The sequence below is a fragment of the Haloprofundus halophilus genome (genome assembly GCF_003439925.1).
Taxonomy (GTDB): domain Archaea; phylum Halobacteriota; class Halobacteria; order Halobacteriales; family Haloferacaceae; genus Haloprofundus; species Haloprofundus halophilus.
Genome location: NZ_QQRR01000001.1, coordinates 925562 through 949502 on the forward strand (window position 1 = coordinate 925562; position 23941 = coordinate 949502).

General features: G+C 67.5%; 28 protein-coding genes and 1 tRNA gene. 13 read left to right on the top strand and 16 right to left on the bottom strand.

Translation table 11 applies throughout. The features are described 5' to 3' along the window. Nucleotides 1-30: 30 nt before the first annotated feature. The 3 genes from DV709_RS04665 (at nt 31) to DV709_RS04675 (ending at nt 1425) form a co-directional block, all read left to right on the top strand. Nucleotides 31-816 carry a glycosyltransferase gene (locus DV709_RS04665; RefSeq protein WP_117592154.1) on the top strand — a complete coding sequence of 262 codons (786 nt, stop codon included), beginning with the start codon at nt 31-33 and terminating at the stop codon, nt 814-816. 2 nt (nt 817-818) lie between these two features. After that, nucleotides 819-1265, top strand: coding sequence for a GtrA family protein (locus DV709_RS04670; protein ID WP_394338685.1), 447 nt, complete (start codon nt 819-821; stop codon nt 1263-1265). Nucleotides 1266-1350: 85 nt separating this feature from the next. Next, a tRNA-Met gene (locus DV709_RS04675) sits at nt 1351-1425 on the top strand. Between the two features lie 159 nt (nt 1426-1584). Here the strand turns inward: DV709_RS04675 and DV709_RS04680 are convergent. The 7 genes from DV709_RS04680 to DV709_RS04710 all read right to left on the bottom strand — a co-directional run bounded on the left by DV709_RS04680 (nt 1585) and on the right by DV709_RS04710 (nt 7163). After that, on the bottom strand, nt 1585-1740 hold the full coding sequence (locus tag DV709_RS04680; protein WP_198665649.1) for a hypothetical protein: 156 nt from the start codon (nt 1738-1740) through the stop codon (nt 1585-1587). Between the two features lie 59 nt (nt 1741-1799). Further along, entirely contained in the window at nt 1800-2219 is a 420-nt protein-coding gene (locus DV709_RS04685; protein WP_117592158.1) for a Rieske (2Fe-2S) protein, read from the bottom strand. A 69-nt stretch (nt 2220-2288) separates the two neighbouring features. Then, a complete protein-coding gene (locus tag DV709_RS04690) occupies nt 2289-3218 on the bottom strand; it encodes an aminotransferase class IV (RefSeq protein ID WP_117592159.1) in 930 nt (309 codons plus the stop codon). Further along, nucleotides 3211-3807, bottom strand: coding sequence for an anthranilate synthase component II (locus DV709_RS04695; RefSeq protein WP_117592161.1), 597 nt, complete (start codon nt 3805-3807; stop codon nt 3211-3213). Before DV709_RS04695 ends, DV709_RS04690 begins: the two co-directional genes overlap by 8 nt. Beyond that, entirely contained in the window at nt 3804-5378 is a 1575-nt protein-coding gene (locus DV709_RS04700; RefSeq protein ID WP_117592163.1) for an anthranilate synthase component I family protein, read from the bottom strand. Before DV709_RS04700 ends, DV709_RS04695 begins: the two co-directional genes overlap by 4 nt. Nucleotides 5379-5421: 43 nt before the next feature. Continuing rightward, the gene (locus DV709_RS04705; protein WP_117592165.1) at nt 5422-6297 is read right to left on the bottom strand and encodes a helix-hairpin-helix domain-containing protein; all 876 of its coding nucleotides are present in this window, start codon (nt 6295-6297) and stop codon (nt 5422-5424) included. A gap of 44 nt (nt 6298-6341) precedes the next feature. Then, entirely contained in the window at nt 6342-7163 is an 822-nt protein-coding gene (locus DV709_RS04710) for a shikimate dehydrogenase (protein WP_117592166.1), read from the bottom strand. Between the two features lie 138 nt (nt 7164-7301). Here DV709_RS04710 and DV709_RS04715 point away from each other — a divergent pair, with 138 nt between their 5' ends. The 5 genes from DV709_RS04715 (at nt 7302) to DV709_RS04735 (ending at nt 12172) form a co-directional block, all read left to right on the top strand. Next, entirely contained in the window at nt 7302-8645 is a 1344-nt protein-coding gene (locus DV709_RS04715; RefSeq protein ID WP_117592168.1) for a sodium:calcium antiporter, read from the top strand. Nucleotides 8646-8727: 82 nt separating this feature from the next. Further along, on the top strand, nt 8728-10131 hold the full coding sequence (locus DV709_RS04720; protein ID WP_117592170.1) for a D-aminoacyl-tRNA deacylase: 1404 nt from the start codon (nt 8728-8730) through the stop codon (nt 10129-10131). Nucleotides 10132-10278: 147 nt separating this feature from the next. After that, nucleotides 10279-11427, top strand: coding sequence for a cell division protein FtsZ (gene ftsZ / locus DV709_RS04725; protein WP_117592172.1), 1149 nt, complete (start codon nt 10279-10281; stop codon nt 11425-11427). 132 nt (nt 11428-11559) lie between these two features. Continuing rightward, nucleotides 11560-11733, top strand: a complete 174-nt coding sequence (locus DV709_RS04730; RefSeq protein WP_117592174.1) for a protein translocase SEC61 complex subunit gamma — start codon at nt 11560-11562, stop codon at nt 11731-11733. A 1-nt stretch (nt 11734) separates the two neighbouring features. Further along, nucleotides 11735-12172 (top strand): transcription elongation factor Spt5, encoded by a 438-nt coding sequence (locus DV709_RS04735; RefSeq protein ID WP_058581097.1) that lies wholly within the window; start codon nt 11735-11737, stop codon nt 12170-12172. Nucleotides 12173-12467: 295 nt separating this feature from the next. Here DV709_RS04735 and DV709_RS04740 read toward each other — a convergent pair whose 3' ends face one another. Then, entirely contained in the window at nt 12468-12791 is a 324-nt protein-coding gene (locus DV709_RS04740; protein WP_117592176.1) for a DUF7565 family protein, read from the bottom strand. Between the two features lie 129 nt (nt 12792-12920). Here DV709_RS04740 and DV709_RS04745 point away from each other — a divergent pair, with 129 nt between their 5' ends. Beyond that, nucleotides 12921-13655 carry a PHP-associated domain-containing protein gene (locus DV709_RS04745; protein ID WP_117592178.1) on the top strand — a complete coding sequence of 245 codons (735 nt, stop codon included), beginning with the start codon at nt 12921-12923 and terminating at the stop codon, nt 13653-13655. Between the two features lie 24 nt (nt 13656-13679). Here the strand turns inward: DV709_RS04745 and DV709_RS04750 are convergent, their stop codons facing one another. Together DV709_RS04750 and DV709_RS04755 are read right to left on the bottom strand one after the other, a co-directional pair. Then, the gene (locus DV709_RS04750) at nt 13680-14168 is read right to left on the bottom strand and encodes a metal-dependent hydrolase (RefSeq protein WP_117592180.1); all 489 of its coding nucleotides are present in this window, start codon (nt 14166-14168) and stop codon (nt 13680-13682) included. Nucleotides 14169-14253: 85 nt separating this feature from the next. Beyond that, a complete protein-coding gene (locus DV709_RS04755; RefSeq protein ID WP_117592181.1) occupies nt 14254-14766 on the bottom strand; it encodes a CinA family protein in 513 nt (170 codons plus the stop codon). A 110-nt stretch (nt 14767-14876) separates the two neighbouring features. Here DV709_RS04755 and DV709_RS04760 point away from each other — a divergent pair, with 110 nt between their 5' ends. Both DV709_RS04760 and DV709_RS04765 read left to right on the top strand, forming a co-directional pair. Beyond that, nucleotides 14877-15974, top strand: coding sequence for a pyridoxal phosphate-dependent aminotransferase (locus DV709_RS04760; protein ID WP_117592183.1), 1098 nt, complete (start codon nt 14877-14879; stop codon nt 15972-15974). A gap of 90 nt (nt 15975-16064) precedes the next feature. Then, nucleotides 16065-17258, top strand: a complete 1194-nt coding sequence (locus DV709_RS04765; RefSeq protein ID WP_117592184.1) for an ArsA family ATPase — start codon at nt 16065-16067, stop codon at nt 17256-17258. Between the two features lie 24 nt (nt 17259-17282). Here the strand turns inward: DV709_RS04765 and DV709_RS04770 are convergent, their stop codons facing one another. The 4 genes from DV709_RS04770 to DV709_RS04785 form a co-directional block, all read right to left on the bottom strand. Beyond that, nucleotides 17283-18110, bottom strand: coding sequence for an SDR family oxidoreductase (locus DV709_RS04770; RefSeq protein WP_117592186.1), 828 nt, complete (start codon nt 18108-18110; stop codon nt 17283-17285). A 52-nt stretch (nt 18111-18162) separates the two neighbouring features. Next, nucleotides 18163-18933 carry an endonuclease V gene (locus tag DV709_RS04775; RefSeq protein ID WP_117592187.1) on the bottom strand — a complete coding sequence of 257 codons (771 nt, stop codon included), beginning with the start codon at nt 18931-18933 and terminating at the stop codon, nt 18163-18165. Nucleotides 18934-18936: 3 nt separating this feature from the next. Continuing rightward, nucleotides 18937-19872: a rhomboid family intramembrane serine protease gene (locus DV709_RS04780; protein WP_117592189.1), complete on the bottom strand. Its 936-nt coding sequence runs from the start codon at nt 19870-19872 to the stop codon at nt 18937-18939. A 400-nt stretch (nt 19873-20272) separates the two neighbouring features. Beyond that, nucleotides 20273-20806 carry an inorganic diphosphatase gene (locus DV709_RS04785; protein WP_117592191.1) on the bottom strand — a complete coding sequence of 178 codons (534 nt, stop codon included), beginning with the start codon at nt 20804-20806 and terminating at the stop codon, nt 20273-20275. A gap of 320 nt (nt 20807-21126) precedes the next feature. Here DV709_RS04785 and DV709_RS04790 point away from each other — a divergent pair, with 320 nt between their 5' ends. Next, a complete protein-coding gene (locus DV709_RS04790; protein ID WP_117592192.1) occupies nt 21127-21483 on the top strand; it encodes a PadR family transcriptional regulator in 357 nt (118 codons plus the stop codon). Here DV709_RS04790 and DV709_RS04795 read toward each other — a convergent pair. After that, nucleotides 21464-22030 carry a DUF7108 family protein gene (locus DV709_RS04795; RefSeq protein WP_117592194.1) on the bottom strand — a complete coding sequence of 189 codons (567 nt, stop codon included), beginning with the start codon at nt 22028-22030 and terminating at the stop codon, nt 21464-21466. The genes DV709_RS04790 and DV709_RS04795 overlap by 20 nt on opposite strands. Beyond that, nucleotides 22023-22616 carry a ribonuclease HI gene (gene rnhA / locus DV709_RS04800; protein WP_117592195.1) on the bottom strand — a complete coding sequence of 198 codons (594 nt, stop codon included), beginning with the start codon at nt 22614-22616 and terminating at the stop codon, nt 22023-22025. Before rnhA ends, DV709_RS04795 begins: the two co-directional genes overlap by 8 nt. 149 nt (nt 22617-22765) lie before the next feature. On the opposite strand from rnhA, the gene DV709_RS04805 reads away from it, so the two are divergent. Next, nucleotides 22766-23737, top strand: coding sequence for a transcription initiation factor IIB (locus tag DV709_RS04805; RefSeq protein ID WP_117592197.1), 972 nt, complete (start codon nt 22766-22768; stop codon nt 23735-23737). Nucleotides 23738-23941 lie beyond the last annotated feature (204 nt).

Here is a 23941-nt window from a genome sequence, read left to right on the forward strand (position 1 = left end):
TTTTTTATCGCTTGAAAGAAATCGCGGCCCATGTCACGTTCCGTCGGTGTCGTCGTCCCCGCGTATCGGCCGGACGTCGACCGGCTCGCGGCCTACCTCGAGGCGCTGACGGAGCGGCTGGACCCGGAGGCGGTCCGCGTCGAACTCGACGCACCGACGCCGGAGTCGGTCGACGAGCTCTCGTCGCTCCCGGCGACGGTGAACGTGTCGCCGGTCCGTCGCGGGAAGGGGGCGGCGATAACCGCCGGCTTCGAGGCGCTATCGACGGACGTGCTCGCGTTCGTCGACGCCGACGGTAGCACGCCGACCGACTCGTTCGCAGAGGTTCTCGCGCCGGTGCTCGCCGGCGAGGCCGACCTGAGCGTCGGGTCGCGTCGACACCCCGACGCGACGGTGACCGCCCACCAGACGCTCGCCCGCCGCCGCCTCGGCGACGGCTTCGCGTGGCTCGCAAAGCGACTACTCGACACGGAGCTGTACGACTACCAGTGCGGCGCGAAGGCGATGACCGCCGAGGCGTGGGCCGACGCTCGGAGCCACCTCTACGAACCGGGCTTCGCGTGGGACGTCGAACTCGTCGCCGTCGCCGCCGCGTTGGACCACGCGGTCGTGGAGGTGCCCGTCGAATGGGAGGACAGACCGGGGTCGACCGTCTCGCCGATTCGGACGAGTCTCGACCTCGGGCTGAGTCTGCTGTCGGCGCGCCACCGCGCGAAGCTCATCCGCGAAGACCGACTGCACGCGATGCTCGACGCCCGCCGGTCGACGACGCCGTCGCTCGTCGAACGCCTCGGGCCGGACCCGATAGAGGAATGAGGCTGAATCGCACGGCGACCGAACTGCTGTCGGGCAAGCGATTCGGGCAGTTCGTCTCCGTCGGCGCGCTCGGCGCGGTCTTCGACCTGACCGTCAGCGCCGTGTTGACCGTCTGGTTCGGCGTGCTCGCGGAGGTGGCGAAACTGGTCGGCGCGGAAGTCGCCATCGTGGTCATGTTTCTGATCAACGACCGCTGGACGTTCGCCGACGAGGGCGCGTCGGGAGCGTTCCCGGCGGCGCGGCGACTGCTGAAGTCGAACCTCGTCCGCAGCGGCGGTCTCGCGCTGCAGTTCGTCGTCGTCCGCGTGCTCCGCCAACAGGACGTGAGCGTCGTCGTCGCCGGCTTCGACTTTTGGCAGGTGATTCCGCTCCCGGTGGCGATTCTCGCGTCGATGCTGCTCAACTACGTCGCGGAGAGTTTACTGACGTGGCGCGTGGCCAGCGAGTGAGCGGCGGCGAACGATACCACGGCGGAAACTGACATACGGCGTCGGAATCACAACCCTTAACCGAGGGCATCCTGTTGTCAGAAGTAGCGGGATGGGATAGCCAGGAGATTCCGCCGGGCTCATAACCCGGAGATCGGTAGTTCAAATCTACCTCCCGCTATCTTCTGTGGCGCACACAACGAACGACGAGCGAAGCGAGTCGTGAGATGTGCGCCACGACGATAGCTTAGTGGTCGTTTGAACGAGAGGACGAGCGAACAGCGTGAGCGAGTCCGCGTAGTTCAAGTCTACCTTCCGCCACTCCCTGCCGACGGACCGCTCACTGCCGCTCTGGTGGCTCTGCTCCGTCGGAGAGGAAGATGCTGTCCTGCGTCGGGTCGAAGTACACTTCCAGCGCACGCAACGTCCCGGCGTACGCCGCGGTCATGACGAAGGTGAAGCCGATGAGGGCGGGGAGGAGGAGTTCGACGACCATCGTCCGAACGTCGTTTTCGGCCGACATAACGTATCCGGTAAGTGCGTCGGCCCTGACTCTCACGTCCCCGTGAAGTCGATTCGACTGCCCGACGAGAGGTCGTGCTCGCCGGAGGGGCCGAGATGCTCGAACCGAAGCGAGTCGTCGGCGAGGTACGCCGCGTCGCCCTCGACGGCGACGTCGACTTCGTCGAGCGTCGCGCCCTCGCAGGGGCCGAAGTCGCAGTAGCCGGTCGCCTGGCCGAACGTCGCGCCGTGTTTCTGACAGACGATGTCGCCGTTTCTGACGAGCGCACCCGACCCCTTGTCGAGGCGCACGTCGGTCCAGTGCTGACAGTAGTTCCGGAAGGCGACGACGGTTCCGTCGTCGAGTTTCGTCAGAATCGCCTCGCCGCGCTCGGTCCCCTCCCGGAACGTGAACAGCAGCGTGCCGTCCGTCGGGACCTCCGAGAGTGCGGCGATTCGCTGGTCGTCGTCCATACCGTCTCTCGTCGCGCCGCCTTTGAACGTCTTTCCGTCCGCGGTTTCCGCACTCCGACTCGTGCAACTCTACGACTCGTACAACTCCTCGACTCGCGTCTCGTACAACCGAGAGAGCAGCCGCGTCACCGGCCCCGTCTCGACGTCGATACCGTCGACGGTGCCGACGGGGCGAATCTCGCGGGTCGAACTCGTGACGAACACCTCGTCGGCCCCCCGGACGTCGTCGGGCGTGAAGAAGCCCTCCCGAACCGGGATGCCCTCCGACTCGGCGAGTTCCAGGACGATGTCGCGGGTGACGCCCGGGAGCACCGGACCGTCGAGACTCGGCGTGCAGAGGCGCTCGCCGTCGACGAAGAAGACGTTGCTCGTCGCCCCCTCGGCGACGTAGCCCTCGTCGTCGAGGACGAGCGCCTCGTCGGCGCCCGTGACGCGGAGTTCGAGAAGCGCCAAGATGCCGTTGAGGTAGTTGTGCGTCTTCGCTTTCGACGGGAGCGCCCGATTCGAGGGGCGCCGCGTCTTCACCGTCTGCAACGTCGCCGGGCCGTCCCACGGTTTCTCGCCGCCGACGCCGCCGCGACCCAGCGGCGAGAGGGTGACGACGACGGTGGGGTCGACCTCCGGCGAGGGGGTGAGTTTCCCGGGTTGGACGCCGCGACTGATGGAGAGTTTCACCGAGGCGTCTCCGAGTTCGTTCGCCGCGAGCGTCTCCTCGATTCGCCCGCGGAGCGACTCGTCGGAGAGGCCGTGGTCCAACTGGAGAATCTCGCACGACTCCGCGAGTCGGTCGGCGTGGGCGTCCCACTCGAACAGGTGGCCGCCGTAGACGCGGAGCGTCTCGAAGGCGGCGTCGCCGTACATGAACCCCCTGTCGCGGACGTTCACCGTCGCCTCCGAAGCGGGAACGAGTTCGCCGTTCACGTGGTAGACGAGTTCCGCGTCGCTCGCGGAACTCGCTCCGCCGGTTCCGCCATCGTTGGGTGTCTCTCGTTCACTCATCGTCGACGTACTCCTTCAGGAAGTTCGCTACCATCTGTTTACCGCTCTCGGTGAGGATGCTCTCGGGGTGGAACTGGACGCCGACGTGCGGGCGCGTGCGGTGCCGAACCGCCATCACGACCCGACGCTCGTCGTCGGTCCACGCCGTCTCGACCAGTTCGTCCGGAAGGTCGCCGCGCTCGACCGCCAGCGAGTGGTACCGCCCGACCGAGAGCCGTTCGGGAAGGTTCGAGAAGATGCCTTCGCCGTCGTGGACGACGGTCGAGGGTTTCCCGTGGACGACGTCGGGCGCGTGGCCGACCGGCGCGCCCGCGGCCGCACAGAGCGCCTGATGACCGAGGCAGACGCCGAGCGTCGGGTAGTCGAGGTCGCGGAACACCGCCATCGAGATGCCGGCGTCCTCGGGCGTGCCGGGGCCGGGCGAGACGACGATGGCGTCGGGGTCGAGTTCCCGAATCTCCTCGACCGTGACGGCGTCGTTCCGGCGGACGACGACGTCCGCGAGTTCGCCGACGTACTGGACGAGGTTGTAGACGAACGAGTCGTAGTTGTCGACGACGAGCACCGTGGGGAGGGTCTCCGCACTCATCTCTCGGTCCTCGAATCGCCGGACTCGCCCGCGTCGTCGACGCCGAGCGCCGTTCCGTCGAGCGCCTCGTCCATCGCTTCGACGAGCGCCTGGGCCTTCGCCAACGTCTCGTCGTACTCGCGTTCGGGATCGGAGTCGTGGACGATGCCCGCGCCGACGCGGAGGTGGTACTCGTCGCGGTAGCGGACCAGCGTTCGGATGACGATGTTCAGCGTCGCCCGGTCGTCGAAGCCGAACGCGGCGATACTGCCGGTGTACGGCCCGCGTCTGGTCGCCTCGACCTCCTCGATGAGTTCCATCGTCCGCGGTTTCGGCGCGCCAGTGATGGTGCCGCCGGGGAACACCGCGGCGACGGCGTCGGCGAGCGTCGCGGACTCGCGAATCCGGCCTTCGACGACCGAGACGAGATGCATCACGGCCGCGTAGCGGTCGACCCGGCGGTACTCGGTCACGTCGACGCTGCCGTACTCGCACACCTTCCCGAGGTCGTTGCGTTCGAGGTCGACGAGCATCGCGTGCTCGGCGCGCTCTTTCTCGTCGCCGAGCAGGTCGGCTTCGAGTTCGGCGTCCTCCCCGTCGGTCGCCCCCCGTCGCCGGGTTCCGGCGATGGGTTCGGTGACGAGTCGGTCGCCCGCGCGTTCGACGAGCAGTTCGGGACTCGCGCTCACGAGGTCGACGGAGTTCGGGCCGCGCGCGCCGGAGAACTCCAGCAACCCGGAGTACGGCGCGGGATTCACCCGGCGGAGCGCCGCGTACGCCGTCACGGGGTGAACCGCAGCGGGGGCGACGAGGCGCTGGGAGACGTTCGCCTGAAACGTGTCGCCGTCGCGGATGTACCGCTTGATGGTCCGCACGCGGTCGGCGAACGCCTCGCGGCCGCAGTCGCTCTCGAACTGTCCTCGTTCGATTCCGGCGGCGAGCGGTTCGACGCTCGGGTCGCCGGTCGTCGCGCGCTCGGCGAGCGAACTCGCCCGCTCGACGGCCGTCTCGTACTGTTCGTCGAGGTCGGTTTCGGGGTCGATTCGGGGGCAAGCGGTCACGCGGAGCGTCGTCCCTTCGCCTCTCGGTTCTCGCCACGCGGCCACGCAGTCGTAGACGCCGAGTTGCAGATGCGGGAGCCGCCGGTCGTCGACCGCCGATTCGGGCAGCGTTTCGAGTTCGCGGGCGAGGTCGTAGGAGAGCCAGCCGAACGCGCCGCAGGGGTACGGCACCTCGCAGTCGCCGCGGGCGAGCGTCTCCGAATCGAGCAGCGCGGACAGCGCCGACAACGACGGCGACCCGGCGGCCGGTCCGGCGTCGTCCGCGTCCGTGCGCTCGGGACCGTCGCGGACGACTGCGTCGGCGCTCACCTGCAGTCGCTCGACGGGGTCGACGCCGAAGTACCCCCACCCCGACTGGCCGCCGGTCGTCTCCAGGAAGAATCCGCCGGGGCCGTCCCGCGCGCGTCGGTACGCCTCGAACGGGTCCGACACCGAGAGTCGGAGTTCGACCGGAACGCGAGCGCCCGGCGGCGCGTCCGTCGCCGTCGCTCTGAACTCGCGTCGAGAGGTCCGCACAACGGGTTCGGTCATCGGCGTCGAAGCGGCCGCGGGCGGTCCGCGCGTCCGGCAGCTTTCACTGCTCCCGAGCGCGCGCAATCCACGTGTCGACGCGCTTCTCGGAGACGTCTATCTGCTCGCCGAGTTCGGCGGCGTCGGCGGCAGCGAGGTCGGCGACGGTCTCGACGCCCGCGTCGGCGAGCCGCTGCGCGTAGGCCGGCCCGATTCCTTTGACCGTATCGACGGAGTCCGAAGACTCCGACGCCGGTTCGTCCGCGTCGGGCTCGGCCTCGGCGGTGTCGGCCTCGGCGGTGTCGGCTTCTGCTCGGTCATCGTCGATGTCTATCTCGTCGCTCTCGGGACCGGCGGCCTCCGACGGCTCCGCTGCGGTCTCGTCCTCGGCGTCCTCGTCGACCATCGACTCCGTCGACGCCGTCGCGTCGGTATCCGCCGCGACCGGTTCGTCCTCGGTGGGCTCTTCCGCCTCGCTAATCGGCTCCGCCTCCTCGACGACGGGTTCGTCGGCGTCTTCGACGGCCCTCTCGTCTGTCTCGTCGGACTCGGAACCGTCGGCCTCGTCTGCCTCGTCGAGTTCCGTCTCGAGGTCGGTGTCCATCTCGTCGCTCTCGGGGCCGGCGGCCTCCGCCGGTTCCGCCGCGGTCGTCTCCTCGGTATCCTCGTCGACCAACGTCTCCGTCGACGCCGCGGCGGCACTGTCGGCGGCGGGGTCGGCGGATTCGGCGGCGGGGTCGGCGGATTCGGCGGCGGGGTCGGCGGATTCGGCGGCGTCGTCTGCCTCGACGGACTCGTCGGTTTCTTCGACTGCGGCTTCCGTCTCCGTACTCGCCTCCGTTCGCGTGTCGCGTTCGACCGTCACGGACGGGTCGCGCTCACGCTCGTCGGTCGACCCGTTGAGGCCGAGCAACGACTTGAGCTTGTCCAAGAGTGCCATTGGCCGGTAGTATGATGCCTCCGTATTTAAAAACCCCCGACAGGTCACAGCCGCGACCGGAGGGCGGCGTCCATCTCGTCGACCGGCGCGTCCCGACCGGTCCACCGCTCGAACGCGACGACGCCCTGGTACAGCAGCATCCAGGCCCCGTCGATGGTCGTCGCGCCCGCCTCGCGCGCCTCGCGCAGCAGTCGCGTGTCCGGCGGGGCGTACACCGCGTCCAGCACCGCGAGCCCGTCGTGCAGCAGGCCCGACGGAACGGGCGTCTCGTCGGACTCCATCCCGACGCTCGTCGCGTTGACGAGCACGTCGGCCTCGGGAACGGCGGCGTCGAGCGAGTCGAGGCCGCCGCCGGTGGCGACCCGGTCGGTCGCCTCGTCTCCGTTCAGTTCGTCGGCGAGTGCGGTCGCGCGCGAGGCGGTCCGGTTGGCGACGTGGACCGACGCGCCGTCGTCCGCGAGCGCGAACGCGGCCGCACGCCCCGCCCCGCCCGCGCCGACGACGACGGCGTCCGTCCCGTCGAGCGAGACGTCGTGGCGGGCGAACGACCGACTGACGCCGGCGGCGTCGGTGTTGTACCCGCGCGGGGTGTCGCCGGCGAAGTCGATGGTGTTGACCGCGCCGATTCGCTCGGCGAGCGGGTCGGCGTCGACGAGTTCGAGCGCGTCCCGTTTGAACGGAATCGTGACGTTGAGGCCGGCGACGCCGAGCGCGTCCGCGCCGTCGAGAGCGGCCTCGAACCGCTCGGGCGACGGTTCGAAGGTGACGTATCGAGCGTCCATCCCGAGCGCGTCGTACGCCGCCTCGTGCATCGGCGGCGACAACGAGTGACCGACCGGGTTGCCGACGAGTCCGAACACTTGCATACGTCGCGGTGGTCGCGGAAGCGACATAAGCACCCCGGCAGCGGTGGAACTGGCGACTCGGTTGCGGCGAGAGCGTTACGTTCGTACGGGGACTTCGAAGCAGAAGAAATAGGTTTACCACCTTGGAAGTCAACGACGATGAGTTCAGTTCTTCGACACCCGCTGATGGCCGTCGCGGCCACGACGGGTCTTACTCTCCCGTGGGTCTACGTCTGGGCGACCGGGTCGGCGGAGTCGCTGCCGCCACTCTGGACCGTCGCCGTCAGCGGGGTCGCCGTCCTCGGGTCGTCGTTCCTCCTCGCGTGGGGGGCCGAGACCGCCGAGAAAGACGTTCCCCGCGCGTTCGCCATCGCGGTCCTCGCGGTGCTGGCCGTCGCCCCCGAGTACGCCGTCGACGCGCTGTACGCCTGGACCGCCGGGGCGAACATCGGCACGGCCCGCGGCGCGGAGGCCGCGAACCTCGCCGTCGCCAACATGACCGGCGCGAACCGCATCCTCATCGGACTGGGCTGGTCCGGCATCGCGCTGTTCACGCTCTACCGAGTCGGGAGCGCCTCCGACCCCGCGGTCGAGTCGCGTCCCGGGACGCTCGCGGACGTCGTCAACCTCGACCGGGACATCTCGACCGAAATCGCGTTCCTGCTCGCCGCGACGGCGTACGCCTTCTTCGTCCCGCTCAACGACGGTATCGGCGTCGTCGACACGCTGGTGCTGGTCGGTCTGTACGCCCTCTACATCGCCGTCATCGTCCGCGGCGACGTCGAAGAACACGAACAGCAGGTCGGCGTTCCCGCGTACTTCCACGGCTACCCGAAAGGCGGCCGCGTCGCCGTCGTGCTGACGCTGTTCGCGTACTCGGGCCTGATGATCTACTCCGCCGTCCACCCGTTCGCGCACGGCCTGGAGACGCTCGGCACCGAGTTTGGCATCCCCGCGTTCTTCATGATCCAGTGGATCGCGCCGCTGGCCAGCGAGAGCCCGGAACTCATCGTCGTCGCCTACCTCGTCAACAAGGCGCGCTCGACCGCCGGGTTCAACGCGCTCATCTCCTCGAAGCTCAACCAGTGGACGCTGCTCATCGGGACGCTCGCCGTCGTCTACAGCCTCGCGGCGGGGGCGGTCGGAACCCTCCCGTTCGACTTCAAGCAGTCGGCCGAAATCTGGATCACGGCCGCGCAGAGCTTCTTCGCGCTCGCGGTGCTCGTGAACTTCAACATCAGCGCCCGCGAGGCCGTCGCCCTGCTCGTGCTGTTCGTCTCGCAGGTCGGTATCGAGTTCCTCATCATCCGAGACCTCGTGACGCTCCCGTTCGGTATCGACGCTATCGACGTCCTCCTGATCTACACCGCCGTCTACCTCGTCCTCGGAACGGCGCTTTTCGTCCTGCGCCGCGACGAGCTCCGGGGGCTGCTCGACCGGACCGCCGACACCGCCCAAGACGCCTTCGGCCGGGGTCAGTCGCAGGCCGAGCGCGCCGACTGAGTTCCCGGCCGTCCCGGCTCACCCGGTCGACCACGAACCGAATCCCGACTCGTTTTACGGTCGCTTCGCCTACGACTCGCCAGTGATCGCCATCGTCGTCAGTCGGGCCGACTACGCATCGGAACACATCGGCGAGCACCTGCTCGAACTCGCCGACTGGGAGGAACACGTAGACGACACCCGCCCGGACGCCGACGGCGGCGGGACCGTCTACCGAACCGACGGCTTCGAGCTTCGGACGTTCGACGACCTCCACATCTACCTCGACGACCCCGCTGCGGCGTTCGTCGACGCCGCGGATTCCGGCATCGACGCCGAAACCGGCGTCGGCTCCGCTGCCGCCCCCGACTTGCTCGTCTTCGCCTCCCGACACTCCGGCGAGACGGGGGCGCTTCTCACCGCTCACTTCACCGGCAACTTCGGCCCCGAGAAGTACGGCGGCGACGACCGGGAACTCGCGCGCGCCTGTCCGGGTGCACAGAAAACCGTCGTGAACGCGCTCGCCGAGCACGCGCCGGACGGCTACGAGGTCGGTATCGAGGCGACACACCACGGCCCCACCGACCTCTCGCTCCCGTCGATGTTCGTCGAACTCGGCAGCGACGACCCGCAGTGGGAGGACCCCAAGGCCGCTCGCGCGGTGGCCGAAGCGATTCTCGACCTCCGCGAGGCGGCGGTGAACCTCGAAAGCCCCGGCGACGAACCCAACCGCCACGTCGTCGGCTTCGGCGGCGGCCACTACGCGCCGCGGTTCGGCCGCGTCGTCCGCGAGACCGAGTGGGCCGTCGGCCACGTCGGCGCGGACTGGCAACTCGACGCGATGGGCGCGCCCGAGGCGAACCGCGACGTGCTCGAACAGGCGTTCGAACGGAGCGACGCCGAGTTCGCGCTCGTCGACGGCGAGAACCCGGAACTCGAAACCGTCGTCGGGGAACTGGGGTACGAAGTCGTGAGCGAGACGTGGCTCCGCGAGGTCGGCGACCGACCGCTGTCGGTCGTCTCCGCGCTCGAAGACGAACTGTCGACGGTCGAGGACGGTCTCCGATTCGGCAGTCGGCGCGTCGACGACCCCGACGCGTTCTCCGTCGTCGAGTTCCCCGCCGAACTGCTCGCCGAAGCGCAGGGCGTCGACGCCGAGTCGGTGCGCGAGGCGGTGCTCGACTCCGCCGTCGCCTTCGAGACGCAGGAGAGCGGCACGCGGGCCGTCGGCCGCCTCGCCCTGGCCGACGAGAGCGACTACGACGCGCTCGTCGACGCGCTGGCGACGGTGCTCGAAGCGAAGTACGACGACGTCGAACGCGACGAGAGTGACCGTGTCGTCCGTGCCAGCGAGCGCGCGTTCGACCCCGAGCGCGCGAAGACGCTCGGCATCTCCGAGGGACCGACGTTCGGCAAACTCGCGGCCGGGCGAGCCGTCGAACACGAGGGCGAACGAATCGACCCGGACGTCGTCCACGTCGACCGGACGGTCGCGTTTCGGTACTAAACCGCCGGACGGGTTTCCGGCGAGCTAACTGGTCGGCTATCTGTTCGGATAAATCTCCGGTTACCTTCGCGGAAAAATCGTCAGACGACCGTCCGACGCGAGGGGGAAAAGATAATTAAGGCCGCTCAGTAAGCTTTGCGCATAAATATGGACTCGATCGTCGACGAAGCAATAGACGAGGCCGAACAGTCGGGTGGGACCGGCGGCGAGGGATTCGACGCCGAACCGAAGCGTTCGGGGACGATGACGGACGACGAACTGCAGGACATTCTCAAAGACCTCCAGACGAACATCACCGTCGTCGGCTGCGGCGGGGCCGGCGGGAACACGGTCAACCGCATGGCCGAAGAGGGCATCCACGGCGCGAGTCTCGTCGCCGCCAACACGGACGTCCAGCACCTCGTCGACACCTCCGCGGACACGAAGATTCTGATGGGTCAGGAGAAGACCCAGGGCCGCGGGGCCGGGTCGCTCCCGCAGGTCGGCGAGGAGGCCGCTATCGAGAGCCAGCAGGAGATTCACGACGCCATCGACGGCTCGGACATGGTGTTCGTCACCGCCGGCCTCGGCGGCGGCACCGGCACCGGCTCCGCGCCCGTCGTCGCCAAGGCGGCCCGCGAGTCCGGCGCGCTCACCATCGCCATCGTCACGACGCCGTTCACCGCCGAGGGCGAGGTCCGACGGACGAACGCCGAGGCGGGGCTGGAGCGACTCCGCGACGTCGCCGACACGGTCATCGTCGTCCCGAACGACCGCCTGCTCGACGCCGTCGGCAAACTGCCGGTCCGTCAGGCGTTCAAAGTCTCGGACGAAGTCCTGATGCGCTCGGTGAAAGGCATCACGGAGCTCATCACGAAACCCGGCCTCGTCAACCTCGACTTCGCCGACGTCCGCACCGTCATGGAGAAGGGCGGCGTCGCCATGATCGGTCTCGGCGAGTCCGACTCCGAACAGAAGGCCCAGGACTCCGTCAAATCGGCGCTCCGCTCGCCGCTTCTCGACGTCGACATCTCGGGGGCGAACTCCGCGCTCGTCAACGTCACCGGCGGCACCGACATGAGCATCGAGGAGGCCGAGGGCGTCGTCGAGGAGATCTACGACCGTATCGACCCCGACGCGCGCATCATCTGGGGAACCTCCATCGACGAGGAGCTCGAAGGTCAGATGCGGACGATGATCGTCGTCACGGGCGTCGACTCGCCGCAGATCTACGGCCGGTCGGACGAACCCGGCGCACAGCAGAGCCAGCAACCGCAGCAACCGCAGCAGGCCGAAGATATCGACTTCGTCGAGTAATCGAGTAATCGAGTAATCGAACGGTCACGTCGCGGTATCGCGGGGCGACCACGGAACCGGGCGGACGCCGACCCCGCGCCCGCGTCGGCTATTCAATAGATAGAAAAGGCATCACGCTCTATCGGTGACAACATGGACGTAAAATACGACATCGCGAGCTACGTGCGGGTACTGAAGATGGCGAGCACGCCGGAGTGGGAGGAGTTCAGCCAGATCGCCAAGATCGCCGGCATCGGCATCTTCCTCGTCGGCTTCCTCGGTTTCGTCATCTTCGCGGTGATGAGCTTCATCCCCGGGGGCATGTGAGATGGGCATCTTCGCCGTGAAGACGACGGCGAGACAGGAGCGCACCGTCGCCGACATGCTCGCCACGAAGGAAGAGCCCGAGATTCACGCCGTCATCGCGCCGGACTCGCTGACGAGTTACGTGATGGTCGAAGCCGACAACACGGCCGTACTCGAACGCCTCATGGACGAGATTCCGCACGCCCGGAGCATCGTCCCCGGCAACTCCAGCCTCGCGGAAGTCGAACACTTCCTCTCGCCGACGCCCGACGTCGAGGGCATCGCCGAGGGCGACATCGTCGAACTCATCGCCGGGCCGTTCAAGGGCGAGAAGGCCCGCGTCCAGCGCATCGACGAGGCCAAAGACCAGGTGACCGTCGAACTGTACGAAGCGACGGTCCCGATTCCGGTGACGGTCCGCGGCGACCAGATTCGCGTGCTCGACTCCGAAGAACGGTAGTTCCGAACCGTGCGAGCGGCGTAGCCGCGAGCAGACTCCGAAGAGCGCTGACGCGCCCTTCGACACCTCCTTCGCTCGCGTTGCTCTCTCGGAAGAACAGTGAGGAGCGACAGCGCCTCGAACCGCACGAGCGATAGCTCCCGACCAATCCGAGCCGAGAAGCGAGAAGAACGTCGGCGAGACTCGTCCCGACCGCCGTTTCTGTTTCCCGAAGGAGAAGCGCAGACGCGCGTCGCAGCCCGTCGCTCGTCGAATCTATCCGGACGCTCCGTGGGCCACGGCCGCCCGCGACCGGTTACTCGGGGTCCGTCCCCGACTTTGCCTGTCCACCGGCGTCCACCTGCTCGACGATTCGCTGGAGGTCCGCCTCTTCCTCGATGGCCGACTGGATACCCTCGCGCATCCGGACGGCCGCGGAGTCGGCGTTGTACGCGCGGATGTACTCGGCGCGGGAGTGCTCGTCGAACGCGTGGCGGATGGCGAAGTAGCCCTCGGGGACGATCGCGCCGCAGACTTTGCACTCGGTGCGTTCGTGTTCGTTGGTCTGGTGAACGACGGCGGATTCGGCGTCTTCGAACCGCGCGTCACAGCCCGCGACACCACACGTCCAGAGCGACATATCAGCCGACATGTAGGGAACTGCTAAAACCGTTTTCCTCGCCCGGCATCGTCGTCGTCGAATAGCAATCCCTAATTGAGTACTCTCGAGAGGGAGACTGTGAGTGGAAGCGAACGGACGCGGGTCGACATGCACGTCAAGTGTTTAGACGAGCGTGTCGTCGCCAGGGCGAAGCGCCGCGGTGTCGACGTGCTCGTCTACGCGCCACACTTCACGCGTCTCCCGACGATTCGCGCCCGCGCCGACCGATTCTCCGACGACGAGTTGCTCGTCGTCCCCGCCCGCGAACTGTTCACCGGCCCGTGGAGCGACCGGAACCACCTCCTCGCTATCGGCCTCTCGGACCCGGTTCCGGATTTCATCACCATCGAGGGCGCGCTCGCGGAGTGTCGCCGACAGGAGGCGGCCGTGCTCGTCCCGCACCCGGCGCTGTTGAACGTCAGCCTCGGCCGGGTCGAAATCGAGGCGTTCCGGGACGAACTCCACGCCGTCGAGACGTACAACGGCAAGTGCTTTCCCTACCAGAACCGCCGCGCCGCCGCCATCGCAGACGAGTTCGACAAACCGGGGTTCGGGTCGTCGTACGCGCACTTGCGGGGGAACGTCGGCGAGGCGTGGACCGAGTTCGACCGACGCATCGAGACGGAGGCGGAGCTCGTGACGGCGCTTCGCGGGGGTGCGACGCGCCGCGTCGACCACCGACGCGGACTCCGGCACCGACTCAGAAACCTCGCCGAGTTCGCCCACCTGGGCCACGAGAACACGTGGGGGAAGATAGACCGCCTGCTCCTCTCCGGCACCGAACCGACGCACCCGCGCCAACTCGTCTACGAGGGTCGGTTCGACGACGTCGCCGTCTACTGACCGGCGACGAGTCCGAGCGGCCCGTCAGAAGCCGAACAGCATCGTGACCGCATCGAGACCGCCGTCGAGCGGCACGACGAAGTAGTGAGCCGCCGCGAACAGCGCCACTTCTCCGATCGTGATGAGAACCGTCGCGAGGTCGGCCCACTTGCTCGACGTGGTGACGCCGAACGGGAGGCTGTACTCCTTCTCGTAGGGGTAGAAGAACGCCAACCCCCGCCTGCTGCCGAACAGGTCGAGCACGTAGTGCGTGAGGATGCCGACCCAGACGAAGTGGAGGTTGTCGAAGAGAATCGGGAAGGCGACGAAGATGCCGAGGACCGGGAGGTTGTGCAGCGTCTTTCGGTGTTTCCCGAACGCGGTGTCCACGTCCGGAAACAGCGCGCCGAGGACGAGCGGCACCGACAGTTCGGCGATGGCGACGAACGTGGGCACGTCGCCCGACGGTTCGAGCACGTAGCCGAGACCGATACTGAGGAGGGCGGCGTTCAACACGTGACCTTTCTTGTTCATCCGACGACGGTCCGTCGAACCGGACGGATACAAACGTTTCCACCTGTCGGCGACGGGCGGGAGGCCACCGGTGTTCGACGCGCGCTCAGTCGACCAGCGCGTCTTCGAGCGTCTCCATCGCCGCCCGCGCGAACTGCTGTTTCACTTCGAGACGCGTCCCGTCGAACTCGTGGCGCGTCGATTCGACGTACGACTCGCCGGTTCCCCACTCGGCGGCGTACGCGAGGCCGACGTACACCGTTCCGACGGGTTTGTCGTCGTCGCCGCCGCCGGGTCCGGCGATACCCGTCGTCGCCAGGCCCCACGTCGTGTCGGCGGTGTCTCGGACGCCCTGGGCCATCTCGCGGGCGACGGCGGCGCTCACCGCACCGTGTTCGTCCAGCGACTCCCGGGAGACGGCCAGCAGGTCGCGCTTCGCGTCGTAGGAGTAGGTGACGACCGAGCGGTCGAAGTAGTCGCTCGACCCGGGAACGTCGGTGAGGAGCGACCCGACGAGGCCGCCCGTGCAGGACTCGGCGACGGCGACGGTGTCGCCGCGTTCTCGGAGCGCGTCGCCGAGGCGTTCTTCGACCGGCGGCTCGTCGTCGTGTTCTCGCATGAGCGTGCTACGGTCCCGGTTCGCAAAAGTCTCTCCCGATTCCCCCGGAGTCGCCCGCCCTCGTCTACCGCGGGCGAAAGAGGCAACTACCCCCCGTCCGACGCCGTACCATGGACTACGAGGAACCGCTGTTCTTCCGGGTGATGCGCTACGCGGCGGCCGCCGACCGCGACGTGATAGACATGGTGAGCGGCAACCCCGACTGGGACGCCCCCGAAGCGCTGCGAGACGGCCTTCGGGAGTTCGCCGACGCCGACGTCGACGCGTTCCAGTACGGTCCGAGCGCCGGTCTCGACGAACTGCGCGAAGAGATAGCCGAGCGCCGAAACGTCGACCCCTCGCAGGTCGTCGTCACGAACGGCGCGGGCGAAGCGAACTACCTGGCGATGGCGCGGGCGCTGGAGCGCGACGCGGGCGACGGCGTGTTGCTCACCGACCCAGTGTACCCGTACTACCCCGGGAAGGCGCAGATGCTCGGCGGCGACGTGACGCTCGTCCCCGTCGTCGAGGGCGGCGACCCCGACGTGGCGGCGATGCGCGAGGCGGCCACGGAGGAGACGGCGCTCATCGTCGCCAACACGCCGAACAACCCGACCGGCGTCGTCTACGACCGCGAGACGATGGAAGAGCTCGTCGCGCTCGCAGAGGAGGTCGACGCGCTGCTCGTCGCCGACGAGGTGTACGACCACTTCGACTACACCGGCGAGTTCGAGAGCGCGCTCACCATCGACTCCGAGCACCGCGTCGTCACCAGCGCGTTCTCGAAGTCGATGTCGATTACCGGCTTCCGGGTCGGCTACGCCATCTTCCCGGCGGCGCTCGTCGACGCGGCGAAGACCCGACACATGCTCGTCAACGTCGCCGGGAGCAACCCCGCGCAGTACGCCGTGTTGCGGGCGCTTCGGGAGGCCGACCCCTCGTACTACGAGGAGACGCGCGCGATGCTCCGCGAGCGTATCGCCGCCTTCACCGATGCACTCGACGAAGCGGGTGCGGAGTACACCCGGCCGGAGGGCGCGTTCTACGTGCTCGCGCGCTTCGACGGCTTCCCGGGGACGATGACGAACGTCGAGCGACTCATCGACGAGGCGGGCGTCGCCGGGATGCCCGGCGAGGCGTTCGGCCCCGCCCGCGACGAGTGGATTCGGTTCGCGCTCGTCACGCCGCGGGCGCAAGAGGCGGCGAAGCGACTCGCCGACTACTTCTGAGTCTCCGCCCGCGCCGAATACCTCCGCGTTCTGACGCCCGAGCGCCGACCGGACCGACGGGTACACAAGCGCTCGGACGCGAGGGGGCGTATGGCAAATCTCGACGTGGAACCCGTCGACGCCGTCGACGACTCCGAGGAAGCAGGCGGAGACGACGCGGCGTCGACAGACGTGGAAGTCGAGGCGACCGACGACCTCTCGGAGCTTCCCGGCGAGGTCGACGCCGCGGAGTTCGTCCTCTACGGCGGGAAAGGCGGCGTCGGCAAGACGACGATGGCGGCGGCGACGGCGCTGCGCAGCGCCGCAGACGGCGCGGCGACGCTCGTCGTCTCGACGGACCCCGCGCACTCGCTGTCGGACACGCTCGGCGGCGAGATTCCGGCGGAACCGACGCGCATCCGCGAGGACATCCCGCTGTTCGCCGCCGAGATCGACCCCGACGCCGCGATGGACGAGGGGCTGTTCGGCGAGGGCGGCGACGCGTTCGGCGGAATGGGCGGGATGGGCGACATGTTCGGCGGGATGGGCGGGATGGGCGGGATGGGCGGCGCTGGAGGGAGTGAGAACCCCTTCGGCGGCGACGAAAATCCGTTCGCCGACGACGGGGACGAGAGCGGCCACCCGCTCCTCGACGGAACGATGCCCGGCGCGGACGAAATGGCGGCGATGCGGCAACTGCTCGAACACATGGACGACCCCCGCTTCGACCGAGTGGTCGTCGACACCGCGCCGACGGGGCACACGCTGCGCCTGCTGCAGCTGCCGGAGATGCTCGACTCGATGGTCGGCCGCCTCGTCAGTTTCCGCGAGCGGATGCGGGGGATGATGGAGAACCTGAAGGGGATGTTCGGCGGCGCGGACCCCGGGCCGTCGGGGATGGAGCAACTTGAAGAAGCCAAAGAGCGGATAAAGCGGCTCCGGGCCGTGCTCAGAGACCCCGAGCGGACGGATTTCCGGGTCGTGATGATTCCCGAGGAGATGAGCGTCGTCGAGTCCGAGCGGCTCGTCGCCCGCCTCGACGAGTTCGGCATTCCGGTGCGGACGCTCGTCGTCAACCGCGTGATGGAGGACCCGAGCGACGTGGCGGGCATCGACCCCGAGTGGACGGTCGCGCCCGACCCCGAACACTGCGAGTTCTGCCAGCGCCGCTGGCAGGTCCAGCAGCGCTCGTTGCGGCGGGCGACGGAGCTGTTCCGCGGCCGCGACGTGAAGCGCGTGCCGCTGCTCGCAGACGAGGTTCGAGGCGAGGACGCGCTGCGGGTCGTCGCGGCGTGTCTGGCCTGAAACGAACCGGTTCTCCGACGCCGTTTAGCCGAGTTTCCGCGCGAGCCCGAAGAGACTGTCCCGGACGCCGTCGGGGAGGAAGCGGGCGAACGAGCCGACGTCGGCGACGATACCGACCGGGTAGCGCGCCGCCGGCTTCGTCGCGCTGGCGGCGTTGACGATGTCGTCGGCGACTCGCCGCGGCGGCACCGCGCCGGGTCCGTCGCCGCTGAGCGCCCGGGTGTCCTCGAACAGTTTGTAGAACGACTCGTACGCACCCGAGCGCTCCGTCCCGTCGTCGACCTCCTCGTCGGCGCGCTCGGAGAACTGCGTCTGGACCGGTCCGGGTTCGACGAGGACGGCGTCGATACCGTACTCGGCGACCTCCGCGCGGAGCGCGTCGGTCATCGCTTCGAGCGCGAACTTCGACCCGGCGTAGACGCCGCTGCCGGGGAACGAGACGCGGCCGACGACGCTGGAGACGTTGACGATGGTGCCGTCGCCCGCCTCGCGCATGTGGGGGAGGACGGCGCGGACGAGGCGGTGCGGGCCGAACACGTTGACGGCGAACTGCTTTTCGACCGTCTCGGTGGGGACGTCTTCGATGGGGCCGAACTGCCCGTAGCCCGCGTTGTTGACGAGGCAGTGAATCGCTCCCTGCTCGTCGACGATGCGGTCGACGACCCTGTCGACGTCGCCCTGGTCGGTGACGTCGAGCGTTGCGAGTTCGCATCCCTCTTCGCCGAGCTGCTGGATGTCGGCGGGGTTGCGCGCCGTCGCGTACACCACCCAGTCCTCCGCGAGGAAGGCCCGGGCGGTGGCGCGACCGATACCGGACGAACAGCCAGTGATGAGGACAGTCTCTGGTTTCACACCGAAACGTCGTCGCCGGGATAGTTAACTGTACGGCGTTCGACGGGTGGGCTCAGTCGCGGTACTCGCGCTTGACCTCGTCGGCGTAGGCGTCGGCCAGCCGCGTCGGCTCCGGGAGTTTGTAGCCGTCGCAGAGCCGCTCGACGAGGTCGACGGTCGTCTCCGCGGAGACGCGGTGGCCGGGGCTGACGTACAGCGGGTTTATCTTGCGGCTCGACGCGTACTGCCGCGACTGGAACGCGTAGCCGACGACCGTCCCGTCGGGGGCGTCGACGCGACCGTCGGCTTCGATGGGCGTCCGCCAGCCTTCGGGCCGCTCCTCGACCGGCTCTCTTGGTGTCCCGCAGAGCAGTCCCTTGGCGACGCCGACGCTCGGCACGTCGAGGACGACGCCCATGTGCGTCGCCAACCCGGCCTGCCGGAAGTGGATGCGGCCGCTGCCGTCGAAGACGACGAAATCGGGCTCCGTCTCCAGCTTCTCGAACGCGTCGAGAATCGGCCCGCCCTCGCGGAACGACAGCAGGCCCGGAACGTAGGGAATCGAGAGGTCGGTGACGGCGTACGCGCGCTCGACTATCTCGGTGCCGCGGGCGACGACGACGGCGCTGACGGCCTCCTCGTCGAGAAACGCCTGGTCGACGCCGGCGACGAGCGGCCGCTCTTCCCGCGGGACGAGCGTCGATTCGGCGGTGGAAACGGCCGCCGGGTCGAAGTCGAACTCGTCCTCGAACCGGGCGACGTCAGCGATGTCGCGCTGGAGCTGTTCCATCTCCTCACGGGAGAGCGCCGGGTCGGGGACGAACTCGGGGTGGGCGGGAACCATCGCTCAGTAGCGGCGACGACCTCCGCCCATCCCGCCGTTGCCGCCGCCGAAGTTGAGGCGGTTCGGTATCTGCTGTTGGCCCTTGACGTACTGGCCGACGAGGAGGCCGACGAGGAGACCGGCCAGGTGGGCGTAGTGGGCGATGCCGCCGCCGAAAATCGGGGTGATAGCGCCCGTGAGGTCGAAGAGGACGTAGAAGCCGGTCAGCGCCCAGATGGGTAGCGGAATCGGCGGAATCAACAGCATCACGCGGAGGTCGGGGTTGACGACGGTGAGCAGTCCGAGCACCGCCATCGCCGCGCCGCTCGCGCCGAGCACGGCCGACGCCTCGCCCGTTGCGAGGGCGGTTCCTATCTGCGCCAACCCGGCGATTGCGCCGCTGGCGAGAAACAGCGCGGTGAAGCGTTTCGCGCCGAGGTAGCGCTCGACCAGCGGGCCGAAGAAGTACAGCACGATGCTGTTGGCCGCGATGTGGAAGAACCCGCCGTGCGCGAGAATCGAGGTGAACCACGTCCAGACGTACTCGGGGTTCTCGGAGGTCAGAAGGAAGATGCTCCGCCACGTCTCGCTGACGGTTCCGTAGTAGGTGACGCCGGCCCCGTTCGGCGGGAGACCGCCGGTGAGGAGGTAGCCGACGATGTACTCGGAGATGAACGTTATCCACATCAGCCCGAGGAACACGTAGGTCATGTTCCCGCGGAAGTAGCCCAGCGGACCGCCCGTCCCGGTCAGGCGGTCGAGAACGCCGTCGGAGCTCCCGCCCGTCCCGACGCTGTCGTCGAAGCTGCTCTCGAAAACTCCGCTCGGGTCGTCCCACTCGCCCATCCCGGGACAGTTGTGGTTCTCGGGGAGGCGATGTTCGGCGCAGAAGGTGTTGCCGCAGCGCCGACACTGGTACGGCAAGTTCTCGTACTCGCCGCACTCGTGACATTCTGCCATTGTGACTCCGTAGTCGTGGGGTGATAAAAGGGGTTTGCCTCTCGTGCGACCGGAGGGGACGAACGGCGGCGTTCTCCGACACGGGAGGTCTCGTCGGGTGCGAACGGCCGCTCGATTTTTGCGTACGGCGCGTCGCTCACTCGGCCGCTTCGTCGTCCTCGCCGTCCGGGGAGTCGGACTTCTCGGGGACCTCGAAGTTAGTCGGAACGACGGTCACGTGGTCGACGCCGAGTCGCGGCTGTTTCGCTGCCATCTCGACCGCACGTAGCCGTCGAGGCCACAAAAGATTACCCATGCGCATAATTTATCGCGGGGCGGGCGCGGGATGCGCCCGACGTATATTCGGTCGGAGAGCGGGACGTAGCCGGACTGAGCCGGTCTAAAAGGGGGGGCTGCCCGTTCAGCCGAAGTGTTCGTCGTAGAGCTCCTGTGCGTGCTCGATGGCGTCCATCGCGGCCTGCTTGTCCTCCCAGCCCTGCGTCTCGACTTCCTTGCCCTTCTCGAGGTTCTTGTACGTCTTGAAGAACTCGTCTATCTCGTCGAGTTTCTGCTGCGGGATGTCCTCGAGGTCCTCGATGTGCTGGAAGCGCGGGTCCTCGGTGGGGACGGCGATGACCTTGTCGTCCTGCTCGCCGTCGTCGTCCATCTTCATCAGGGCGACGGGGCGCGCCTCGATGATGCAGCCGGGGAACGTCGCGTCCTCGACGAGCACCAGCACGTCGAAGGGGTCCTCGTCGTCGTAGTACGACTGCGGGATGAAACCGTAGTCGCTCGGGTAGTGAACGTTCGAGTGCAGCACCCGGTCGAGAACGACGCCGGGGATGTCCTTGTCGTACTCGTACTTGTTGCGTTCGCCTTTCAGACACTCGACGACGGCGTAGATGACTTCCGGTGCGTCGGGTCCCGTTTCGAGGTCTTCCCAGAGATTCGTCATGCGTCCGTATATCCGCTAAGCGAGGGAAATGGTTTTCGGGACGTGTGTGGGGCGTATTCGCACACTTCGGCGTTCGGCCACTCGGCCACAAACTTCTTTCGTGTGTCGAACAATTGTTGTCTCGGGACCGAAACAACAGTTCGACCCGAACCCCGGCGGGAACACGTCCGGAAACGTACGCTTGTCGGATTCAAACAAACGATTTCCGACAAGTGTAGACGAGTTCTAATCAGTGGTTTAGTCCGGGTGTTCGGCAGTCCCTACCAGAAACAAACGTTGAGTTGAGAAGCGTTAAGTAGTAAGATGACATTTTAGTACGTATGTCAGAGGCACAAACAATCAACGACTCCGGCAGCGCACGGGACCTAACCGCGTTCCAACAGAACATCCTCGTCATCCTCGCCGAGGAACCCATGTACGGCCTCGCCATCAAGCGCGAGCTCGAGTCGTACTACGGCACCGAAGTCAACCACGGGCGTCTCTACCCCAACCTCGACGACCTCGTCGAGATGGACCTGGTGGAGAAGAGCGAACTCGACAAGCGGACGAACCAGTACGAACTGACCGAGACCGGGCACTCGGCAGTGCTGGACCGCCTCGACTGGATGCTCTCGAAGTTCGTCACCGACGAAGACCGGGCAGACGAAGTTCGCAGCGTCATCGAGACGTACGAGTAACGCCGGGGAACGGCTCTCCGGCCCGCTCGAACAGCAGTTCGAGCGACTCACGAACCATCGTTTTTTGCGCCTCAGTCGGCCAGGAGTTGCGCGGATAGTACTCCGTGACGAACTCCCGAAGTTCCGGCGTTCCGGCCGTCTCGACGCGTCGCACGTAGTGGTTGCCCATGAAGTCCGCGAACGCTCTGGCGTTGGCCGCGTGGTCGGCCCCCGACGCCTCCTCGACGGCGGCGACCAACTGCGAGTTGTGTCTCTCGACGGCCTCCCACTCGTCTTCCTCGCCGGTTCCCGAGAGCGACCGCTCTATCGCTCGGTCGGTGTCGTCGATTCGGTCGAGTACGACGGTACCGTCGTCGTCGATCCACTCTACGGGGTACAGTACCAGCGTGTCGTCGGCCTCCCTGTAGCGGGCCGTGTACCCGTGGTCGGCGAGCGACGCGTCGCGCCGCTCCCGATACGCCTCCGCCTCGTTCGAGTCCACCGCGTCGCGTGCGAGTCGGGTGAGCCGCTCCGCCGTCGTCCGTACGTCCTCGGGGAGTTCAGCCATCGTCGAGTGCCTCGTTCGCGAGGTTGTCGGCGCGTTCGTTTATCTCTCGCGGCACGTGTTCGAGCGTCCACCGGTCGAACCCCATCAGCAGTTCGTTCGCCTTCACGCGTCGTTCGCGCAGTCCGGGGTCGTTCGTCTTCCACTCGCCGCGGACCTGCTTGACGATGAGCTGCGAGTCGCCGCGCACGTCGACCTCGGCGAGTCCGTAGTCGCGGGCCGCCTCCAGCGCCGCGACGAGCGCCTCGTACTCCGCGCGGTTGTTCGTCGTCTCGCCGATTCGCTCGGAGCCTTCGGCGACGATTCCGTCGCTCGTGACGATAGCCCATCCGATAGCCGCCGGCCCGGGGTTGCCGCGACTCGCGCCGTCGAAGTAGACGTGGCCGCGCCCGCCACCCTCCCGCAGCAGTAGCGTGAGGTCGGACGGGTTCGCTCCCTGGACGACGATTTTGCTGTCGTAGGCGACGGCGACGGCGTCTCCGCGGGCCGCGCGCCACCGTTCGTGGTCGGTGTTCCCCGGAGAAACGTCGACGTCGGCGGCCTCCAGCCGTTCTCGGGCCGCCTCGGCGTCGCACTCGATAGTCGGCATCGACGGAGATTCGGGCGCTCGACTGAAAGGCGGTTCGTCTTCCGTCGCCCCGCTTCGCTCGCTCTTCGCGCCCGCGCTCGCCGCACACGACGGATACTCTCGCTCGACCCAGATTTTAACAAGCTCCAGCGTACAATTACATAAACACGATGGCAGGACCCACTCGTGAGCGGCGGCGCGAGCGGCGACGGGCGCGAGGCGACCGGTCGGCCGAAACGGAGGCCGACGCGGACGAACTCGACGACATCGACCCCGACGACCTCGTCCGGACGGCGGACGGGGACCTCATCCACGAGGAGACGGGACTGGTCGTCGAAGAACAGAACATCGACCGCGGGCCGGAGTGGCGGGCGTTCAACCACTCCGAGCGCCAGTCGAAGTCCCGGGTCGGCGCGCCGATCACCGAGACGATGCACGACAAGGGGTTGACGACGACCATCGACTGGAAGGACAAGGACGCCTACGGGCGCTCGCTCTCCTCGGAGAAGCGCAGTCAGATGCACCGACTGCGCAAGTGGCAGGAGCGCATCCGGACCAAAGACGCCGGCGAACGAAACCTGCAGTTCGCGCTCAGTGAAATCGACCGCATGTCGTCGGCGCTCGGCGTCCCTCGCTCCGTTCGGGAGGTGGCGTCGGTCATCTACCGCCGCGCGCTGAAAGAGGACCTCATCCGCGGGCGCTCCATCGAGGGCGTCTCGACGAGCGCGCTCTACGCGGCCTGCCGTCAGGAGGGAATCCCGCGGAGCCTCGAAGAGGTCTCGGAGGTCTCGCGCGTCGAGCGGAAGGAGATCGGCCGAACCTACCGCTACGTCTCTCAAGAACTCGGTCTGGAGCTGAAACCCGTCGACCCGAAACAGTACGTCCCGCGCTTCGCCTCCGCGCTCGACCTCTCCGAGGAAGTCCAGGGGAAGGCCAACGAGATAATCGACGAGACGGCGGAACAGGGCCTGCTCTCGGGGAAATCGCCGACTGGTTACGCGGCGGCAGCTATCTACGCGGCGTCGCTTCTCTGTAACGAGAAGAAGACCCAGCGCGAAGTCGCCGACGTCGCGCAGGTGACCGAGGTCACCATCCGCAACCGATACCAGGAACAGATCGAAGCGATGGGCATTCCGAGTTAAGATTTACAACCGAAGACGGGACCACCCCCTCGCGTGCGCTGACTCGCGCCCGACGACCGGACGCGGTTGTGCGATTCGACGATCGTCGAAGCGGACAGTCGGAGGCGAGGGGACTCGTCGCTCGCGCCGCCGCGAACTCGCTCGAATCGCCTGCTCGCAAGCGCCGAAATCGACGCCGTGAGTACATGCCGAAGCTTCTTACCC

Bases quoted from the DNA above. Each gene is read 5' to 3' on its own strand.
- DV709_RS04760 (WP_117592183.1), top strand. From the start codon at position 14,877: ATGGACTACGAGGAACCGCTGTTCTTCCGGGTGATGCGCTACGCGGCG.
- DV709_RS04695 (WP_117592161.1), bottom strand. From the start codon at position 3,807: ATGAGTGCGGAGACCCTCCCCACGGTGCTCGTCGTCGACAACTACGAC.
- DV709_RS04710 (WP_117592166.1), bottom strand. From the start codon at position 7,163: ATGCAAGTGTTCGGACTCGTCGGCAACCCGGTCGGTCACTCGTTGTCG.
- DV709_RS04680 (WP_198665649.1), bottom strand. From the start codon at position 1,740: ATGGTCGTCGAACTCCTCCTCCCCGCCCTCATCGGCTTCACCTTCGTC.
- DV709_RS04685 (WP_117592158.1), bottom strand. From the start codon at position 2,219: ATGGACGACGACCAGCGAATCGCCGCACTCTCGGAGGTCCCGACGGAC.
- DV709_RS04730 (WP_117592174.1), top strand. From the start codon at position 11,560: ATGGACGTAAAATACGACATCGCGAGCTACGTGCGGGTACTGAAGATG.
- DV709_RS04795 (WP_117592194.1), bottom strand. From the start codon at position 22,030: ATGGCTGAACTCCCCGAGGACGTACGGACGACGGCGGAGCGGCTCACC.
- DV709_RS04780 (WP_117592189.1), bottom strand. From the start codon at position 19,872: ATGGCAGAATGTCACGAGTGCGGCGAGTACGAGAACTTGCCGTACCAG.
- DV709_RS04790 (WP_117592192.1), top strand. From the start codon at position 21,127: ATGTCAGAGGCACAAACAATCAACGACTCCGGCAGCGCACGGGACCTA.
- DV709_RS04775 (WP_117592187.1), bottom strand. From the start codon at position 18,933: ATGGTTCCCGCCCACCCCGAGTTCGTCCCCGACCCGGCGCTCTCCCGT.
- DV709_RS04715 (WP_117592168.1), top strand. From the start codon at position 7,302: ATGAGTTCAGTTCTTCGACACCCGCTGATGGCCGTCGCGGCCACGACG.
- DV709_RS04735 (WP_058581097.1), top strand. From the start codon at position 11,735: ATGGGCATCTTCGCCGTGAAGACGACGGCGAGACAGGAGCGCACCGTC.
- DV709_RS04700 (WP_117592163.1), bottom strand. From the start codon at position 5,378: ATGACCGAACCCGTTGTGCGGACCTCTCGACGCGAGTTCAGAGCGACG.
- rnhA (WP_117592195.1), bottom strand. From the start codon at position 22,616: ATGCCGACTATCGAGTGCGACGCCGAGGCGGCCCGAGAACGGCTGGAG.
- DV709_RS04705 (WP_117592165.1), bottom strand. From the start codon at position 6,297: ATGGCACTCTTGGACAAGCTCAAGTCGTTGCTCGGCCTCAACGGGTCG.
- DV709_RS04750 (WP_117592180.1), bottom strand. From the start codon at position 14,168: ATGAACAAGAAAGGTCACGTGTTGAACGCCGCCCTCCTCAGTATCGGT.
- DV709_RS04690 (WP_117592159.1), bottom strand. From the start codon at position 3,218: ATGAGTGAACGAGAGACACCCAACGATGGCGGAACCGGCGGAGCGAGT.
- ftsZ (WP_117592172.1), top strand. From the start codon at position 10,279: ATGGACTCGATCGTCGACGAAGCAATAGACGAGGCCGAACAGTCGGGT.
- DV709_RS04740 (WP_117592176.1), bottom strand. From the start codon at position 12,791: ATGTCGCTCTGGACGTGTGGTGTCGCGGGCTGTGACGCGCGGTTCGAA.
- DV709_RS04665 (WP_117592154.1), top strand. From the start codon at position 31: ATGTCACGTTCCGTCGGTGTCGTCGTCCCCGCGTATCGGCCGGACGTC.
- DV709_RS04805 (WP_117592197.1), top strand. From the start codon at position 22,766: ATGGCAGGACCCACTCGTGAGCGGCGGCGCGAGCGGCGACGGGCGCGA.
- DV709_RS04745 (WP_117592178.1), top strand. From the start codon at position 12,921: ATGCACGTCAAGTGTTTAGACGAGCGTGTCGTCGCCAGGGCGAAGCGC.
- DV709_RS04755 (WP_117592181.1), bottom strand. From the start codon at position 14,766: ATGCGAGAACACGACGACGAGCCGCCGGTCGAAGAACGCCTCGGCGAC.
- DV709_RS04785 (WP_117592191.1), bottom strand. From the start codon at position 20,806: ATGACGAATCTCTGGGAAGACCTCGAAACGGGACCCGACGCACCGGAA.
- DV709_RS04765 (WP_117592184.1), top strand. From the start codon at position 16,065: ATGGCAAATCTCGACGTGGAACCCGTCGACGCCGTCGACGACTCCGAG.